At 58.6% G+C, this 16,278-nt stretch carries 16 protein-coding genes; 5 read left to right on the top strand and 11 right to left on the bottom strand.

The window, feature by feature from the left end:
- Nucleotides 1–2: 2 nt before the first annotated feature.
- The 8 genes from tsaE to WNZ14_RS03890 all read right to left on the bottom strand — a co-directional run bounded on the left by tsaE (nucleotide 3) and on the right by WNZ14_RS03890 (nucleotide 9,638).
- The gene (gene tsaE / locus WNZ14_RS03925; RefSeq protein WP_342867290.1) at nucleotides 3–1,511 is read right to left on the bottom strand and encodes a tRNA (adenosine(37)-N6)-threonylcarbamoyltransferase complex ATPase subunit type 1 TsaE; all 1,509 of its coding nucleotides are present in this window, start codon (nucleotides 1,509–1,511) and stop codon (nucleotides 3–5) included.
- A 6-nt stretch (nucleotides 1,512–1,517) separates the two neighbouring features.
- A complete protein-coding gene (locus tag WNZ14_RS03920) occupies nucleotides 1,518–4,061 on the bottom strand; it encodes an ATP-binding protein (RefSeq protein WP_342867289.1) in 2,544 nt (847 codons plus the stop codon).
- A gap of 206 nt (nucleotides 4,062–4,267) precedes the next feature.
- The gene (ahcY, locus tag WNZ14_RS03915) at nucleotides 4,268–5,662 is read right to left on the bottom strand and encodes an adenosylhomocysteinase (protein WP_342867288.1); all 1,395 of its coding nucleotides are present in this window, start codon (nucleotides 5,660–5,662) and stop codon (nucleotides 4,268–4,270) included.
- A 116-nt stretch (nucleotides 5,663–5,778) separates the two neighbouring features.
- Nucleotides 5,779–6,066, bottom strand: coding sequence for an HPr family phosphocarrier protein (locus tag WNZ14_RS03910; RefSeq protein WP_342867287.1), 288 nt, complete (start codon nucleotides 6,064–6,066; stop codon nucleotides 5,779–5,781).
- Nucleotides 6,063–6,464, bottom strand: a complete 402-nt coding sequence (locus tag WNZ14_RS03905; RefSeq protein ID WP_342867286.1) for a PTS sugar transporter subunit IIA — start codon at nucleotides 6,462–6,464, stop codon at nucleotides 6,063–6,065. Before WNZ14_RS03905 ends, WNZ14_RS03910 begins: the two co-directional genes overlap by 4 nt.
- Before the next feature lie 155 nt (nucleotides 6,465–6,619).
- Nucleotides 6,620–7,090: an HPr kinase/phosphatase C-terminal domain-containing protein gene (locus WNZ14_RS03900; RefSeq protein WP_342867285.1), complete on the bottom strand. Its 471-nt coding sequence runs from the start codon at nucleotides 7,088–7,090 to the stop codon at nucleotides 6,620–6,622.
- On the bottom strand, nucleotides 7,087–8,871 hold the full coding sequence (locus WNZ14_RS03895) for a sensor histidine kinase (protein ID WP_342867284.1): 1,785 nt from the start codon (nucleotides 8,869–8,871) through the stop codon (nucleotides 7,087–7,089). Before WNZ14_RS03895 ends, WNZ14_RS03900 begins: the two co-directional genes overlap by 4 nt.
- Before the next feature lie 47 nt (nucleotides 8,872–8,918).
- Nucleotides 8,919–9,638, bottom strand: coding sequence for a response regulator transcription factor (locus WNZ14_RS03890; RefSeq protein WP_342868502.1), 720 nt, complete (start codon nucleotides 9,636–9,638; stop codon nucleotides 8,919–8,921).
- A gap of 344 nt (nucleotides 9,639–9,982) precedes the next feature.
- Here WNZ14_RS03890 and WNZ14_RS03885 point away from each other — a divergent pair, with 344 nt between their 5' ends.
- The 5 genes from WNZ14_RS03885 to WNZ14_RS03865 all read left to right on the top strand — a co-directional run bounded on the left by WNZ14_RS03885 (nucleotide 9,983) and on the right by WNZ14_RS03865 (nucleotide 14,039).
- On the top strand, nucleotides 9,983–11,596 hold the full coding sequence (locus tag WNZ14_RS03885; protein ID WP_342867283.1) for a phosphoenolpyruvate carboxykinase: 1,614 nt from the start codon (nucleotides 9,983–9,985) through the stop codon (nucleotides 11,594–11,596).
- A 101-nt stretch (nucleotides 11,597–11,697) separates the two neighbouring features.
- Nucleotides 11,698–12,375 carry a nitroreductase family protein gene (locus WNZ14_RS03880; RefSeq protein WP_342867282.1) on the top strand — a complete coding sequence of 226 codons (678 nt, stop codon included), beginning with the start codon at nucleotides 11,698–11,700 and terminating at the stop codon, nucleotides 12,373–12,375.
- Complete coding sequence (gene arfB, locus WNZ14_RS03875) at nucleotides 12,372–12,806, top strand: alternative ribosome rescue aminoacyl-tRNA hydrolase ArfB (RefSeq protein ID WP_342867281.1); 435 nt, start codon at nucleotides 12,372–12,374, stop codon at nucleotides 12,804–12,806. Before WNZ14_RS03880 ends, arfB begins: the two co-directional genes overlap by 4 nt.
- 80 nt (nucleotides 12,807–12,886) lie before the next feature.
- Nucleotides 12,887–13,402, top strand: a complete 516-nt coding sequence (gene lysM, locus WNZ14_RS03870; protein ID WP_342867280.1) for a peptidoglycan-binding protein LysM — start codon at nucleotides 12,887–12,889, stop codon at nucleotides 13,400–13,402.
- 28 nt (nucleotides 13,403–13,430) lie between these two features.
- Nucleotides 13,431–14,039 (top strand): alpha-ketoglutarate-dependent dioxygenase AlkB, encoded by a 609-nt coding sequence (locus WNZ14_RS03865; RefSeq protein WP_342867279.1) that lies wholly within the window; start codon nucleotides 13,431–13,433, stop codon nucleotides 14,037–14,039.
- Nucleotides 14,040–14,060: 21 nt separating this feature from the next.
- On the opposite strand, the gene coaA is transcribed toward WNZ14_RS03865, so the two are convergent.
- The 3 genes from coaA to hisF are packed head-to-tail and all read right to left on the bottom strand — an operon-like array spanning nucleotide 14,061 to nucleotide 16,197.
- Nucleotides 14,061–15,053, bottom strand: coding sequence for a type I pantothenate kinase (coaA, locus tag WNZ14_RS03860; RefSeq protein WP_342867278.1), 993 nt, complete (start codon nucleotides 15,051–15,053; stop codon nucleotides 14,061–14,063).
- A complete protein-coding gene (locus WNZ14_RS03855; RefSeq protein ID WP_342867277.1) occupies nucleotides 15,050–15,373 on the bottom strand; it encodes a phosphoribosyl-ATP diphosphatase in 324 nt (107 codons plus the stop codon). Before WNZ14_RS03855 ends, coaA begins: the two co-directional genes overlap by 4 nt.
- 44 nt (nucleotides 15,374–15,417) lie before the next feature.
- Nucleotides 15,418–16,197 carry an imidazole glycerol phosphate synthase subunit HisF gene (gene hisF / locus WNZ14_RS03850; protein ID WP_342867276.1) on the bottom strand — a complete coding sequence of 260 codons (780 nt, stop codon included), beginning with the start codon at nucleotides 16,195–16,197 and terminating at the stop codon, nucleotides 15,418–15,420.
- Nucleotides 16,198–16,278: the final 81 nt, after the last annotated feature.

The raw sequence follows: 16,278 nt of genomic DNA, 5'->3' as shown, positions 1-16,278 counted from the left end.
GTTTATGATTCGGTTTCGCCGATACCAGCCTTTGCGAACCAGATACGCAAGGGTTGCAGGGCCGGATGAGCAAGAGAAGCCGCAATATAGGCCTCCATCCGCGGCAAATGCCGCAAATATCCGGATTTTCCATCGCGCTGCTTGAGACGAACGAAGATGCCGAGGATTTTCGCGGCGCGCTGGGCGGCCATGATCCCGTAGGCTTCGCGGAAGCCGGCCTCATCAAAATCCAGATCCACGGCGCGGCGGGCCCGGACGTAACGGTCCAGAAGCTGATCAGCAAGATCCTGATCGACGGTCACCCGCGCGTCCTGACACAAGGATGCAACGTCATAGGCCGACGGGCCGATCATCGCGTCCTGAAAATCGATGATACCAAGCCGGTCAATCCCGACCCTTTCATCGCGCCAGATAAGATTGGGCGAGTGATAGTCACGCAAGACCAGTGACTGTTCAGCGCTTTCCAGTCGCTGAAACAGCGCCCGCCACAGATCAAGATACTCTTGGCGCTCTTCATCCGGCACTGCGGCACTGCGACGCCAAGGCAGGTACCAATCGGTCAGAAGTTCCACTTCGATCTGCATTGCGCGGGCATCGTAAGCCGGCACATGATGCACCCGGTCGCCGACTGAGATTGGGCCAGGAAGATCCTTCCCGTGCAGCAAGGCAAGACAATCGATTGCCACTCCATAGCGTTCCGGATCAGGTTTGCCGTCCTGGTCCAGGATGCCTTCGGTGCCGAGATTCTCGACCAGCAGGAACCCCTGATCGAGATCCTCACTGATAATCTCGGGGGCTGAGAAGCCCTGCGTCCGAAGCCAGCGGGCGATCGCAACGAACGGAACCACATCTTCGGCCAGATGAGCGATCTGGGAATAAGGCAAGCCATCACGCACCGGCGGGCCATCCGGTCGCCGTGGTGCGTTCATCAAAATGTCTGGCTCGCGGTCTTGAGACCGAATTGTCTCGTAGGTGCGGGAGGAGGCGTCACCTTGCAGATGCCGCCGAGCGACAGGGCCGGAATACTGCTTCTCAAGAAATGCGCGGGCGGCGAAAGACCGTTCAAGCCTTTCGAGGAACGGTTCCGGCGCCGAAATCGTCACCGTGCGGCTGTCCCCGATGCCGTCAAACCGCATCATGATCCTGCCATCAGGCAGCAGTTCGAGCGCTTTTTCCGGCCATTCGATCAGGGCGGCGCCTTCGGCAAGAGCGTCATCGAGACCCAATTCATCGAGCTCTTCAGGCGATCCGATGCGATAGAGATCGATGTGGGCGATGGCGAGCCGAAGCTGGTAACTCTGCACCAGCGTGAAGGTCGGGCTTGGGGCCTCGAGGTCCGGATCGTCGGCAATCGCGCGGATCAACGCCCGGGCAAAGGTGGATTTTCCAGCGCCAAGATCCCCCGACAGGCACAGGCAGTCACCCTGTTTGAGAGCCAGCGAAACATCTTCAGCAAAGAGAGCTGTTGCTTCCGGGTTCGCCAGTTCCACGCGGAGGGGCGCAGTTGCCATCAAGGCTCACTCGGCCGCATCGCGGGCAAGCGGGCGGGTGGTCGGAAACCGGCAAACAATCGTTGCTCCGCCTTCTTCACCGCTTTCAATGGAGACGGTTCCATTGTGCAGGCCGACAAAGCTCTGGACGATGGACAGTCCCAATCCGGCACCTCGACGCCGGCCTGATTGCCCGTTGGTTTCAAAACGGGCAAAGACATCCTTGCGCACGTCCTCAGGAATTCCAGGGCCCGAATCGGTAACCGAGAAGCAGATCGCACCATCGTCCTGGCGGCAGCTCAGGCGCACCACCGATCCGACCGGGGCAAAGTTCGCAGCATTCATCAGAAGCTTGAAAAGGATCTGCTTGAGCCGCTGGTGATCGCCGATCATCTCTGGCGGTGCTGAGGCAGTGTCGATTTCAAGCGCCAGATCGTTTTCCTTCAGACGATCTGCAATCTGCTCGCCGGCCTCGGCAAAGAGAGCCGGGATGCTGACCACACCGGCGTCGAGCCGCATGATGCCGGCATCGACGGTGGCGAGATCCAGAATGTCGTTGACGATGGTCAGCAGCACCGAAGACGAGGTCGAGATGTGGTCGAGATATTCGGATTGCCGCTCGTTGAGGTCGCCAATGCCAGGGGTCTGGAGCAGTTCGGTAAAGCCGATGATGTTGGTCAGGGGTGAGCGCAACTCATAGGAAACATGCTGCACGAAATCGTTCTTCAGGGCATCGGCCTTGCGCAATGCCTCGTTTTTCTCGGTCAGCATGCGTTCGGCGCCGACACTGTCGGTAACATTGACGAAAGCAATCATGGTCTGGCCGTTGGGCAGCGGCACGATGGCATAGTCAAGAATAAGGCCGGTGATCAGCTCGATGCGGCCTTCACGGGTGCGGCGCTCGTCTTCAAAGCCGGTTATTGCGCCGGCAAACAGCTTCCAGCCATCGGCCTCGCGGTATGACGGCTCGCAGGCTTCGGCGATGTGGCGGATATGGGTGCCGGGCTTGACCTGCTGCTCGGTCAGGCCCCAGAGCGCGCGAAACGACGGATTGGACAGACGGATCTTGCCATCCGGTCCGAAAACACCAACGCCCTCGGCCAGGTGATCGATGGTTTCGCCCTGGGCCTGGAGAAGCGTGTTGTAGCGGGTTTCAAGATCGACCTTCTCGGTCAGGTTCTCGAACACCCAGGTGACGCCACCCTGCGGATGGGCGTTGGCGAAGACATTGAGGGTCTGGCCATCGGGAAGATGCCAGAGATGTGGCGTCGTCTCGACCGAACGGTAGACCGACAGCATCTGTTCCTTCCAGTCGCGCCAGGCATGCGGTTCAGGCAGTTTGCCGTCGGCACGGAGCCGCTCGAGAAACTCGCCATTGTCAGGCCGGCGGGACAGAAATGGCGTATCGAGCTCCCAAAGACGCTGAAACGCCTGATTGTGAAACTGCAGCCGCTGGTCGCGGTCAAAAATTGCCACCGGAGTGGCGAGATGATCAAGCGTCTCGGCATGGCTCTGGATCGTACGCTTGAGTTCCTGGCGCAGGTCCTCCTCGATCGACACATCCAGTGCAAGGCCTGCACTTCCGGCAGGTGTCTTGGCGTCTGCGACTTCCAGAAAGCGGCGATGGCCCTGAATAACTGTCGAAACCTTGTCCAGAAACGGCCGCTCGGGCGTTGCCGTCGCGCGGACCCGTTCACGCGCAGCGGTTCCGAGCAGTTCCAGCCCACGCTGCAAAGCATCCTGCCGGTCAGCGCCTTCAACAGCCTGCACATAGGCATCGTTGACCCAGACAAGTTTCGAGTCCGGTCCGCGCAGCCACACAGGCATATCGATAACATCCAGCAACGCCTGAAACGTATCCAGAGAGGTGAGCAGGCGATCGCGTTCGGTCTTGAGTTCGGCGAGTTCGGCGCGAACATTCGACAGGGTGACAAAACGGACAAAGGCGCGACCACCGGAAACCCTGCCCTGGGCTTCGATGACATGGCCCCGGACCGTCTCAATGATCATGTCAAAACGCTCCGCATGAGCGCGAAGCCTGTCAATCGATTCGTCGAGAGCGCCGGCCGACCTTGGTTCTAGCCAGCGGCCAAAGGCCAGGAAATCGCCCGGCTTCTGGGGCGCACCCGTCTCTGCGGACAGCTGTCCAAGCACTTCGGCGGGAAGTCCCACGCCGTCCCAGACAACGATCTGGCGGTCACGATCGACGATAAGAGCCTCGTGGCGCGAAATTTTGGCATTCGCGTCTGCAAGGGACGCGCGCAAACCGACATTCTCGAGGTCGATCTTGCCGCGCTCGCGGATAAGCCAGATAGCCGAGATCATGGCCGCCGAGATGGCGCCGATGACCATGGCAAAATTGACCACTTCCAATGAGGATACCGAGGCGTTGCCAGCGGCATGATCACCCGATGCCTGGGCCAGAACCGGAAGTGCGGATGCCAGGAAGCCGCCACTCAGCAGCGCCGTTCCTGTCAGCACCTTGAGCCTGAACCGGCCAAGGTCGCTGATCACCGTTTGCCTGAGTCCAAGAAGCCCCTTGCGCCCACGTGAATCCGTCTTCACCGGCATGTCTCCGTCCCCTCGTCGTCTGTCTGACAAGACATCGCCAATCGATTGGCCAATTCGTTTATCGCGCCGCCACAACGCAAAACGAATCATTGGCCAAAAACATAGCTGGTTCGCGAATCACGGTGAAGGGGAAACGGCGCAAAAAGAAATCGCGCCCTTGTTGTCAAGGACGCGATTTCAATATGTTGTGGGTATCGCTTAGAAAATTAGTACCGGTAGTGTTCCGGCTTGAACGGGCCTTCAACTGTCACGCCGATGTAATCAGCCTGTTCGGTCTTGAGCTCGGTCAGTTTGGCGCCGATCTTGTCCAAATGCAGGCGCGCGACCTTTTCGTCGAGGTGTTTGGGCAGGACATAGACTTCATTCTGGTACTTGTCGCCCTTGGTCCAAAGCTCCATCTGCGCCAGCACCTGGTTGGTGAAGGAGGCCGACATAACGAAGCTCGGGTGACCTGTGGCGTTGCCGAGGTTGAGCAAGCGGCCCTGGCTCAGAAGGATCATGCGGCTGCCCGAGGGCATTTCGATCATGTCCACCTGGTCCTTGATGTTGGTCCACTTGTGGTTTTTCAGCGCTGCGACCTGAATTTCATTGTCGAAATGGCCGATGTTGCCAACGATGGCCATGTCCTTCATCTCGCGCATATGCTCGAGACGGATCACGTCCTTGTTGCCGGTGGTGGTGACGAAGATGTCAGCGGTCTTGACCACATCTTCGAGCAGGACTACTTCGAAACCGTCCATTGCGGCCTGCAGCGCGCAGATCGGATCGATTTCAGTCACTTTCACGCGAGCGCCAGCGCCGCGCAGCGATGCTGCCGAGCCCTTGCCCACATCGCCGTAACCGCAGACGACTGCGACCTTGCCGGCCATCATGGTATCGGTGGCACGGCGAATGCCGTCAACAAGGCTTTCCTTGCAGCCGTACTTGTTGTCGAACTTCGACTTGGTGACGGAATCGTTGACGTTGATTGCCGGGAAGGGAAGCAGGCCCTTCTTCTGCAGTTCATAAAGACGGTGAACGCCGGTCGTGGTTTCTTCCGATACGCCGACAATCTGATCGCGCACCTTGGTGAACCAACCGGGCGACGCTTCCAGGCGCTTCTTGATCTGCACCTTGATCACGGCTTCCTCATCTGAAGCGGGAACCGGAATGATGTCTTCACCGGCTTCGGCGCGGGCGCCAAGCAAGACGTAAAGGGTGGCATCGCCACCATCGTCGAGGATCAGGTTCGGGCCGTCAGCAAACTGGAACGATTTGTCGAGATAGTCCCAGTGCTCTTCCAGGCTCTGGCCCTTGACTGCGAACACGGGAACGCCGCTCTTGGCGATCGCTGCAGCGGCATGGTCCTGGGTCGAGTAGATGTTGCACGACGCCCAGCGCACGTCGGCGCCCAATGCGGTCAGAGTTTCGATCAACACCGCCGTCTGGATGGTCATGTGCAGCGAACCGACAATGCGGGCGCCCTTCAGCGGCTTCTCTGATCCATACTCTTCGCGGAGCGACATCAGGCCTGGCATTTCGGTTTCGGCAATATCAAGTTCCTTGCGGCCGAAATCAGCCAACTCGATGTTGGCGACGACATAATCCTGGTTAGCGGTCATATGATTTTCCAAAAGTTCGTGATCCAGCCGGGACAGGCTGAATTGCATGCGCGGTGCCATAGCAGGAAACACGCTAGCTGGCAATACGATATAAAGATGTCTTTATGTGCGAAAGATCAGGCTTCTTCGCCGAACCGAGCGGCAATCAGCGCTTCAAGCGCGTCCAGCACTTCAACCGCCTGAGCGCCTTCCGCTTCCACTTCGATGGAGCATCCGGTACTTGCCGCCAGCATCATCAGTCCCATAATCGACGTACCGCCGACCGTTGAGCCTTCGCGCGTTACCCGCACGACAGCATCAAAACCCTCAACGGTCTGAACAAACCGGGCCGACGCGCGGGCATGCAGACCGCGCTTGTTGACGATCTTCAATGATCTTGATGGAACAGGGGAGGCAGACGTCATTTCCCGGTCAGCAGGCGGCTTGCAACATTGATGTATTTGCGTCCGGCGTCCTGTGCGTCAGCAAGAGCTTTCTGCATGTCATTGGAACCGCGGACGCCGGCCAACTTGATCAGCATCGGCAGATTGACGCCGGCAATGACCTCAATGCGCCCAGAATCCATAACCGAGATCGAAAGATTTGAGGGGGTTCCGCCAAACATGTCGGTCAGAATGATGACGCCATTCCCGTTTTCAACACGCGAAACCGCACCGACAATATCCATCCGCCGCTGGTCCATATCGTCTTCCGGCCCGATGCTGACGGTTTCAAGAGCGGTTTGCGGTCCGACAACATGCTCCAGCGCATGCCTGAACTCTTCCGCGAGCTTGCCATGGGTGACAAGCACCAATCCGATCATTTTGCCTCCAGCAGCATGCGGCCAGCGCTATTTTTCACCAAGCCATGCCAATTGCTTCGCAGCCGCGAACAGTATGAATTTTCATCTTGGACAGAAGCAGGCGAAGTTCAAGCCAAAAAACGTCACGAAAGAGGCAATTTGCCCAGACGATGCGCTCAAGAGCCTAAAAACAGCTCTGGTCGTGCGGCGCGGAGGCGTGACAGCGGTCGCGCTGCGCCATCGTGCCACAGACGCATAAGGGGTAGTGATGCGCCACCACACGAAAAGGTTTCGGTTTCGGCAGGATACCGGGTTGCTGCCGATGGCTCAGTGAGAGCCACCGCGCAGTGCATCACCGCCCGGTCAAGCTGTCGGAACGGGATGATACCGGTGCCGCGCAGTTCCAGAAGGCCCCGGATCGGGTCCGGACAGGAGGCGATGCAGCGGTCCGCATGAACCGTCAGGATTGTCCGGTCATCGGCGATCAGGGCCGCGTTCCAGCCGAGCGCCGCCGCCTCCGAAAGGCAGGCAAAGGCCGTACTGCTTTTTCCCGAGCCTGAAAGACCCAGAAACAACATCCCGGTCTGGCCAACGACTATTGCCGTTGCATGCACCGGTTCGCCGGCCGCCACAGAAAAGCCGGTCATCTGGTTTCGGCAGGCAGTTCAATGATGAACCGCGCCCCACGCCACTTGTCGGGCTCGTCACCCGGAATGTTCTCTGCCGTGAGGTTGCCGCCATGTGCTTCAATGATCTGACGGCTGATCGACAGGCCAAGGCCAGAATTCTGGCCGAAATCCTCGCCGTCAGGCCGATCCGTATAAAACCGCTCGAACACCCGCTCGATGACTTCGGCGCGGATGCCCGGACCATTGTCCTCGATAAGGACCTGAACCATGCCGCGGCGGCGGCCAAGATGAATGGTGATACGGCCACCGGTTTCGGGCACGAACGAACGGGCATTTTCGATCAGATTGGTAACAACCTGACCCAGCCTGAGATCATGGCCAAGCACTTTGAACGCAGACTTGCCGGCGCTGCGCTTGTCGATCTTCAACTCGATTGCAACTTCCTTGCCTCCGGCGCGGGTTTGCCGTGCAATATCGACGAGGTCGGTCAACAGCTGTTGCATGTCAACCGTAACCCCGTCCTGGCGCGCAAGTTCGGCATCCAGCCGCGATGCGTCGGAAATATCGCTGATCAGGCGGTCCATACGACGGACATCGTGCTGGATGACATCCATCAGCCGCTTGCGGGAATGCTCGTTGCGCGCAAGCGGCAAGGTCTCGACCGCGCTGCGCAGCGAGGTTAGCGGGTTCTTGAGCTCGTGGCTGACATCGGCAGCGAAACTTTCGATGGCGGCAATCCGGTCGTAGAGCGCGTTGGTCATGCCACGCAGCGCCACCGAGAGGTTACCGATCTCGTCCTGACGGTCGGAGAAATCCGGAATTTCCTCGCGCACCCTGGCGCCGCGGCGGACGCGGACCGCAGCAGCCGACAACCGTCTGAGCGGCGTGGCGATGGTGCTTGCGAGCAGCAGTGACAGAACGATGTTGACCATGGCGGCGACGCCGAACACCCTGAAGATGGCCATCCGCTCGGCATGGACGATCTTGTCGATGTCGCCGGCCTGCGTCGAGAGCAGCAAAACCCCGAGAACCGCGCGGAAACGCTGAACCGGCACGGCAACCGAGACGATCAGTTCGCCTTTCTCGGTCACTCGCACCACGGCGCCGCGCCCGCCAGTGAGCGCATTCATGACTTCGGGGTAGATCGACCCGTCTGCGCCGGGCGGTTCGCGGTAGAGCGGCAGATCACGGCGCTGAAAGAAGCGATTGAACCAGGTCGTCACAATTTCGGTCAAACCCGGAGACCCGGTTTCAGCCGGCGGCAAATCATAGCGAAGGACCTGGCCGCTTGTGTAAAGATAGCGAGAATCGAGAATCAGGCTTGCATCACCATCATAGATGCGGGCGCGGGTCCGGGTTGGCGAGATCAACCGGCGCAGCACCGGCGCGACACGTTCCGGATTGATCGGAAAATCCAGATTCTCGTTGGAATTCGTAGGCGATATGCTCTGTCCGGCCTGCAATTCAAGAAGCTTCTCCGGATCAATGGTGATCGAGTTGGTGTCCACCGATGCTGACGCGGCGACAGCGCCGGCAATGATCTCGCCCTGGGTAAGCAGGCTTTCGACCCGGGCATCAATCAGGCCTTCGCGGAACTGGTTGAGATAGAGGATCCCCGACACCAGAACGACCAGCGCTGCCAGATTGAGAAACAGTATGCGGCGCGTCAGGCTCGAAAAAATCAGATTTCCGAACATGCGGCGGACCAGCTTGACCGGATGAGCCCAGCTTGTCAGCGACCGGACATCGGAAGGACCCGTGGCCTTTCCGTCCGCATTGTCCTCGGTTTCAATTGCCATTTGCGCTTTATGCTACATCCCGCAGCTCGTGAAGGAACAGGTGGTCGTCATGCCGCTTCCCTGAAGCGGTAGCCAACCCCATAAAGGGTTTCGATCATGTCGAAGTCATCATCGACCATTTTGAACTTCTTGCGCAGACGTTTGATGTGGCTGTCAATGGTGCGGTCATCAACATAGACCTGTTCGTCATAGGCTGCATCCATCAGGGCATCGCGGCTCTTTACCACGCCCGGACGCTGAGCCAGCGATTGCAGGATCAGAAATTCGGTGACCGTCAGGGTCACGGGTTCATTTTTCCAGGTGCAGGTGTGCCGCTCCTGATCCATGATCAAGTTGCCACGCTCCAGGGATTTGGTCGGCGCAGCATCAGCACGCCCAGGAGTTGCCGCAGCAGCTGCCTCGCGGTTGGCGGCACGACGAAGCACGGCCTTGACCCGCTCGACCAGCAGTCGCTGGGAAAACGGCTTTGTGATGAAATCGTCGGCGCCCATCTTGAGACCGAACAACTCATCGATCTCCTCATCCTTGGAAGTGAGAAAGATGACCGGAGTATCCGACTTCTGACGCAACCTGCGCAAAAGCTCCATGCCGTCCATACGCGGCATCTTGATATCGAAAATAGCAAGCTGCGGAGGGCGGGCAATCAAACCATCCAGTGCGGAGGCGCCATCGGTGTAGGTTTCAACACGATACCCTTCAGTTTCGAGTGCTATCGAAACAGAGGTAAGGATGTTGCGGTCGTCGTCGACGAGCGCGATTGTCTGCATGTCTGTCGTCTCCATCATGGTCTTGCACACCTCCGGGAAGTGCCCCCGCTTTCCGGATCAGCCGCATTTATGCGTCAATTCCAGATCCCGCCGTCACGTCCATGAGGATAAAGTGAGAACAAAATGTGGCACAGTTCCAAACTGGTGTCATTCCCTCATTGCGCACGTCGCAAGCCAGCATGGATCAATTGAACCGATTTAAATAAGTTCCACTTTTTTTAAATCGATTAATACTCTGATTTCATTAATTAATCTTAGAATCACTTGTTGTTTTTTAAAATTCCTCTCCCTATGGTCCCGGCAAAGTTGAACCTGTCCTGCGCCAGAACGAAAAGGAATCCGAAATGAATAAGGATTTGGGAGTGCGTAATCCGTCTGCCGGAATCGACCTTTGCGGTCTGACCACATCTGGTGTGGTGCGATACAACACGAGAGAAGCCGAACTGGTTGAACTCGCGGTGGCACGGGACGAAGCCAAGCTGACTGCGCACGGCGCGCTTCGGGCACTGACCGGCCAGCACACAGGCCGGTCGGCCAAAGACAAGTTCGTGGTCCGCGATGCGACGACCGACAGCCAGATCTGGTGGGACAACAACAAGCCCATGACGCCGGAGGCTTTCGACATTCTCCATGCCGATATGGTTGCTCACGCCAAGGACAGGGATCTTTTCGTTCAGGATCTTGTCGGTGGTGCAGACGAGGACAACGCGCTCAACTCCCGTGTCGTTACCGAATATGCCTGGCACGCGCTGTTCATCCGCAATCTGCTGATCCGTCCTGACCGCGCGGATCTCGCAGATTTCGTGCCTAAGCTGACCATCATCAATCTTCCATCCTTCCGGGCCGATCCGGAGCGTCACGGCTGCCGCTCGGAGACCGTCATCGCGGTTGACCTGATGCGCGGGCTGGTTCTGATCGGCGGCACGTCCTATGCCGGCGAAATGAAGAAGTCGGTCTTCACGGCGCTCAACTATCTGCTGCCCGCCAAGGGCGTGATGCCAATGCATTGCTCGGCCAATGTCGGCCCCGACGGTGACACGGCAGTGTTCTTCGGTCTTTCGGGAACGGGCAAGACCACTCTTTCCGCCGATCCGAAACGCACACTTATCGGCGATGATGAGCATGGCTGGGGCGAGCACGGCGTGTTCAATTTCGAGGGCGGCTGCTACGCCAAGACCATCCGCCTATCGCGCGAAGCAGAGCCGGAAATCTTTGGCACCACCGAACGTTTCGGCACGGTTCTGGAAAATGTGGTGCTCAACGAAGACCGCATTCCCGATTTCGATGATGGTTCGCTGACTGAGAATACCCGTTGCGCCTATCCGCTGCACTTCATCCCGAATGCCAGCGACACCGGACGATCAGGTCACCCGCAGAACATCATCATGCTGACGGCCGACGCCTTTGGCGTGATGCCTCCGATTGCCAAACTCACGCCGGAACAGGCGATGTACCACTTCCTGTCGGGCTACACCGCAAAGGTGGCAGGCACCGAAAAGGGCGTTACCGAGCCGGAAGCAACGTTTTCGACCTGCTTTGGCGCACCGTTCATGCCGCGTCATCCGTCTGAATATGGCGACCTGCTGCGCCAGCTGATTAATGACCACAAGGTCAATTGCTGGCTGGTCAACACCGGCTGGACCGGCGGCGCTTATGGCGAAGGCCAGCGTATGCCGATCAAGGCGACCCGTGCACTGCTGACAGCTGCGCTGGACGGCTCGCTCGACACTGCCGAGTTCCGTACCGACAGCAATTTCGGCTTTACTGTGCCTGTTGCTGTTGAAGGCGTGGATGGTTCAATCCTTGATCCGCGCTCGACCTGGGCCGATCAGGCGGCTTATGACGCCGCAGCCAACCGCCTGGTAAGCATGTTCATCGAAAACTTCGCCAAGTTCGAAGCGCATGTCGATGGATCGGTTCTTGATGCAGCACCTGGTTTCAAGGCCGCCGCAGAATAAACATCACTGCCTTCCAGACGATCTTTGACAGGCCCCGTTGACCCAACGGGGCCTGTCGCGCATTTTCCGATGGTCCAATTCCGGAACAGGAGCGCCCCATCATGGCCAAAGCCGTCGAAACCGTTGCGCATTCGATTGCCCGGAAGACGGATGCCCAGATGATGGCGGAGGCTGAACAGTTCTATGAACTGATGCAGTCGCGCCGGACGGTTCGGGATTTTTCAGCCGATCCGGTCGATCCGGAGATCATTCGGCTTGCGGTTCGGGCTGCAGCGACGGCACCCTCGGGCGCCAACCAGCAACCCTGGGCCTTCGTCGCGATTGGAGACCCGGAGACCAAACGCGCAATCAGATTGGCTGCGGAGGAAGAAGAGCGGGGCTTTTACAAAGGTCGTGCGGGCGAGGAATGGCTCGGCGCACTGGCGCATCTGGGTACGGATTCGGACAAACCGTTTCTGGAAACAGCACCCTGGCTGATTGCGATCTTCGCACAGCGCTGGGGCACGGATAGTGAAGGTCGCAAGATCAAGCACTATTATGTGCCCGAATCCGTCTCCATCGCCATCGGTTTGCTGATTGCCAGCCTGCATTCGGCGGGATTGGCAACGCTGACCCATACGCCGTCGCCGATGGGCTTTCTCAATCAGATCTGCGGTCGGCCCGACAATGAGAAGCCGCTGGTGCTGCTGGTTGTCGGCCACCCTGCCGAAAACACTCGGGTCCCTGCCATCAGCCGCAAGGATGAAGCTGAAGTGCTTTTCTGGAAAACCGCGCCATGAGTGCAGATCCCCTTCATGCAGCACGCGGAATCGTCATCGCCGGCTGGGAGATGAGCGAAAGTTTCATTCGCGCCTCAGGGCCGGGCGGTCAGAATGTCAACAAGGTGGCGACTGCTGTCCAACTCAGGTTCGATATCCGCAACTCACCGTCGCTTCCCGAACGGGTCAAGAAGAACGCCCTGAAACTCGGTGGCAGCCGGGTTTCCAAGGACGGTGTGATCATTATCGAGGCCAACCGGTTCCGGACCCAGGAGCGCAATCGTGCCGATGCACGCGCACGCTTGCTTGAATTGATTGACGAGGCCTCCGAGCCACCACCGCCGCCACGGCGCAAAACGAGGCCCACAAGAGGATCGGTAGAACGCCGCCTGGCAGCCAAGACAGGACTGGGCGTGATCAAGAAGGCGCGTGGCAAAGTCTCAGAGGATTAGATTAGCAGAAGCTTTTTGTTGGCAGACCCAGGGTTGGCATGCTTATGATGAGCAACAGACACTCAGGGAGACGATGACTTATGGGCATTTTTGATTTTATCAAATCGGCTGGCAAGAAATTGGGCATTGGCGGCGATGATGATGCGCCGGAGGCTGATGCCGTCAAGAAGGAACTCGATTCCTACAAACTCGGCACCGACAAGGTCGACGTCAAGGTCGACGGTGACAAGATCGTGCTGTCAGGCGTGGTCGAAGACCAGTCAATCTTCGAGAAGGCCATCATCGCCGTGGGCAATACGCTCGGCATTTCCAAGGTCGAGGCGTCGGAGCTCAAGGTGGTGGTACCGGATTCCGGTCTGTCGCTCGGCACAGCCGACATGACCGAGCTGGTCAAGGCGTCTACATCTGCGAAGGATCCGAAGTTCCACACGGTGAAGAAGGGTGACAACCTCTGGAAAGTCGCCGAGGCAGCCTATGGCAAAGGCAAGGGTGCCAAGTACACGGTGATCTTCGAGGCAAACAAGCCGATGCTGTCGGACCCCGACAAGATCTATCCAGGTCAGGTCTTGCGTATCCCAGATATCGAAACCGCCTGAGACGGCAAAGGTACCAAGAAAGCCGGTGATGCTCGTTCTACCCAAAGGGGTGCGCCATATCCCCGGCCATCTTGATCGACCTGAACAGCAGGCCCTTGTCGAAGACATCCGGGCGGTGGTGCGCGAAGCACCGCTCTATCGCCCGGAAATGCCACGAAGCGGCAAGCCGTTGAGCGTCCGGATGACCAATTGCGGTGATCTCGGCTGGGTCGCCGACAAGACCGGATACCGCTACCAGGACCGCCATCCGGTCACCGGGTCACCCTGGCCTTCAATGCCCGACAGACTGATCAACCTCTGGGAAGAGCTGACCGGATATACTGCTCCACCGCAGGCCTGTCTGGTCAATTTCTACAACACCAGCGCCCGTATGGGCCTGCACCAGGACCGAGATGAGACCGATTTGGCAGCACCTGTCCTGTCTGTCTCGCTCGGTGACGCGTGCCTGTTCCGGATCGGCGGCACCGAACGGGGGCAACCCACCCGATCTTTCCGGCTGGAAAGCGGTGACATTGTCATTCTGGGTGGCGAAAGCCGACTGGCTTTTCATGGTGTCGACCGGATTTACCCAACCACATCGACGCTGCTGAAGGATGGCGGGCGCATCAACCTGACGCTGAGGCGGGTCACGGCCTGAGTTTCAGACATATCTGGTAAGCTAGAGTTTGCGCAGGGCGACCTGTTCGATCAGGTGGTTTGAGCTCTTGCGCAGGATCAGATCAGCGCGCGGGCGCGTCGGCAGGATGTTCTGGCGCAAGTTCTTCAGGTTGATGTTTTCCCAGAGGCTCTCGGCGATGGCGCGGGCGGCATCTTCCTTGATCGCGGCATAGCGGTGGAAGAAGGATTCCGGATTGCGGAACGAGGTTTGCCGCAAGTTCATGAAGCGGTCGACATACCATCTGTGAATGTCAGCTTCCTCACCATCGATATAGATCGAGAAATCAAAGAAATCCGACACGAACGGCACGATCTTGCCGTCCTCGGGCAAATCGCGCACCTGAAGCACATTGATGCCTTCGAAGATCAGGATGTCAGGCCGGTCGATCGTGGTGTATTCGCCCGGCAGCACATCGTAGGTCATATGCGAATAGCAGGGCGCGCGGACACTGTTCTGCCCGGCCTTGATCTCGGAGAGAAAGCGCAGCACGGCGCCGACATCATAGCTTTCCGGAAAGCCCTTGCGGTCCATCAGGTTTTCCCGCCGAAGCACCTCGTTGGGATAGAGAAAACCGTCGGTGGTCACCAGATCGACCTTGGGGCTCGAAGGCCATCGCGCCATAAGCTCTGCCAGAACGCGGGCGGTGGTGGATTTGCCCACCGCCACCGAGCCGGCTATGCCGATGATGAACGGGGTCTTGGCAACATTGGAGAGATTGAGGAAGCGCTTGCGCTGCTCAAACAGCAATTGCGAAGACTCCACATGCGCCGACAGCAGACGCGACAAAGACAGGTAGATCCGCCGCACCTCGTCGAGATCCACCGGGTCGTTAAGAGACCGCAAACGGCGGACCTCGTCTTCGGTCAGTGTCAGCGGCGTATCGGCACGAAATTCGGCCCATTTGTCCGCTGTGAAGAAGCGGTAGGGTGAAAACTCATCCCCCTTGAAATGATCAAGGGCAGGCGGTTGGATATTGGTCTGGTCCATGCTCATTCCGCCGTGCGGCTCGCCTTTTCGGTAAGGCCGGATTGTGCGGTCCGGCCTTCCAACTCTTCCAGCACCTCGGAAAGAGGCACATCTGCAATCCTTAGCACGACCATGAGGTGATACAGAAGATCAGCGGTTTCGCCGACGAGCTCGCCACGGGTCTGCGAGGTTGCGGCGATCACTGTTTCGATCGCCTCCTCGCCAAGCTTCTTGGCCGCTTTCGGCATGCCGGCGGCGACAAGCTTTGCCGTCCATGAATGCGCCGGATCTGCCAAAGACCGCTCGGAAACTATCCGTTCAAGATCGGCAAGGGTGAAACTGGTCATTGCGGATATGTCTCCTGGGGCTTTTCCCGACGGCGCCGTTCAATTCAGGCGCATGTCAGGCGCATGTCGAGCCCGGCATCGGCCATGTACTGTTTGGCTTCGCTGATCGTATAGGTTCCAAAATGGAAAATCGAGGCTGCCAGCACAGCGGTGGCGTGACCGTCACGAATTCCCTCAACCAGATGATCAAGATTGCCAACGCCACCAGATGCGATCACCGGAACCCTGACAGCATCGGCGATGGCCCGGGTCAGCGCGATGTCGTAGCCGCCCTTGGTTCCATCGCGGTCCATCGACGTCAGTAACAATTCTCCGGCGCCGCGCTCCACCATCTGCTCCGCGAAGGCGATGGCATCGATCCCTGTCGGCTCCCGGCCTCCATGGGTGAAGATCTCCCAGCGGTCGGCTTCACCCGGGGCGGAGACCTTTTTCGAATCGATCGAGACGACGATGCACTGGTTGCCGAACTTGTCGGCGGCTTCGGCAACGAAATCAGGATTCTTCACCGCAGCCGAGTTGATGGAAACCTTGTCGGCGCCAGAGAGCAGCAACTTTCGGATATCGGCCACCGTTCGGACACCGCCACCGACCGTCAGCGGCATGAAGCAATGCTCGGCAGTTTCAGCCACGACATCGAAAATGGTGTCGCGATTGTCCGATGACGCGGTGATGTCGAGAAAGCAGAGTTCATCCGCCCCCGCCGCGTCATAGGCCTTGGCCGCCTCAACCGGATCGCCGGCATCGATCAGATCAACAAAATTGACGCCTTTGACGACGCGGCCGTCCTTGACGTCCAAACAGGGAATGACACGGGATTTCAGCATCGGATGGCCGCCTTTTCTGTTTGCGCGTCCTCGCGGCAAAGCCGCTGCGGGGCGCGCGGGCCATCTTTAACGTCCAAACAC

The organism is Hoeflea sp. AS60 (genome assembly GCF_038900115.1).
Taxonomy (GTDB): Bacteria; Pseudomonadota; Alphaproteobacteria; order Rhizobiales; family Rhizobiaceae; genus Hoeflea.
The sequence above is the reverse complement of the archived record's forward strand: the minus strand, read 5'-3'. Positions and strand labels throughout refer to the sequence as shown.